Consider the following 1,278-nt stretch of genomic DNA (forward strand, 5'->3'; position numbering starts at 1 on the left):
TTTCCCGAGGATTGGGGAACGCAGACGGCGCTTTTCATCGACCCGAGTCTCTGGCATGCGGAGTTTGCGCCGCGCTTTGAAATATTATGCAGCTATGCGCACGGATTGGGCCTGAGCGTCTGGATGCATTCCTGCGGGCAGATTGAAGCCATTGTGCCGGCGTTGATCCGCGCTGGTATCGACGTGCTCCAGTTCGATCAACCGGAATTGCACGGCATAGCCACGCTTGCCGCGCATCAGGACCACTCCCCCATCACCTTCTGGTGCCCCGCGGACATCCAGCACACCCTGCCCACCAGGAACGAGCCGCTAATCCGAGCCCGGGCGCGCGAACTTGTCGAAAGACTCTGGCGCGGGCGCGGCGGCTTCATCGCGGGCTACTACGAAGACAACACGTCCCTGGGACTCGAGCCGATCTGGCAGGAATTCGCCTGCGACGAATTCCTGCGGTATGGCCGGTGTCGTCTCATTGAGTGAGATAACGGCCACACGCATTTTGCGCTTGCCATTTCGCGCGCCCGGCCACGCGCGACGCCGTCACTCGGTTACGACGAACCACGTGTAGTTGTGCGGCGGCACGATGACCGGACATTGGATGCGCCAGGACCGGTCCAGCGCATACTCGGCGATGCCGCCGTCCCTGTCCTGCACATGAACGCTGTCCGTCAGACCCGTGTAGTACAAGGGCAGACGCAAATCTTCGCGCTGTTCAGTCTCGGCAGGGTTGTATACCATCGCGAGGCCGCGCTCGGGCAATCGCGGATTCACGTGCAGCATGCAGTCGAGGCGCCGTCCATCCGCGCGGCGCACGTGGATGATGTCCGAATCCAGAATCGCGCGATGGGCCTTGTAGAAATCCACCCATTGCCTGACCACGGCGCGGGTCTCGTCCGTGTCGTAGAGCCGCGGTCCCCGGTAGCACGCCTGCACGCCACTGCCGAAGTTCTGCGCCAAGTGCCATGCATAGGCGTCCAGGTGTTCGGATAACGGTTCAAGGGTAGCCGCGGCGCCGCCGCCGTGATACTCGACCAGCGGCACGAACATCCAGCCCATGCTCGGCGTCTTTTCAAAGGTTCCGTCGTAGATATTCTGGCGTCCGATCACGATCTGGCGCTCGCGCGGCAGGCTCCAGTTTGTTTCGCGGTAACCCATGGCGCAACGGTTGCTTCCGTTCAGGTAGTACCAGTCCGGCGTGTGAATATACACGCCGCGTTTGCGCAGTTCGTGGTAGAACCGCACGCACGCCTGCCACTGGGCCACCTGCGAGTCTTCAAGCCC

General features: G+C 62.2%; 2 protein-coding genes. One reads left to right on the forward strand and one right to left on the reverse strand.

Annotated features, from left to right (window positions below; translation table 11 throughout):
• Window positions 1–477, forward strand: a 477-nt coding sequence (locus KA184_00860; GenBank protein MBP8128100.1) for a hypothetical protein, incomplete at its 5' end; no start/stop codon positions are given.
• Between the two features lie 60 nt (window positions 478–537).
• On the opposite strand, the gene KA184_00865 is transcribed toward KA184_00860, so the two are convergent.
• The coding region (locus tag KA184_00865; GenBank protein ID MBP8128101.1) for a hypothetical protein at window positions 538–1,278 on the reverse strand (741 nt) is incomplete at its 5' end.

The sequence above is a fragment of the Candidatus Hydrogenedentota bacterium genome, assembly GCA_018005585.1.
Taxonomy (GTDB): domain Bacteria; phylum Hydrogenedentota; class Hydrogenedentia; order Hydrogenedentales; family JAGMZX01; genus JAGMZX01.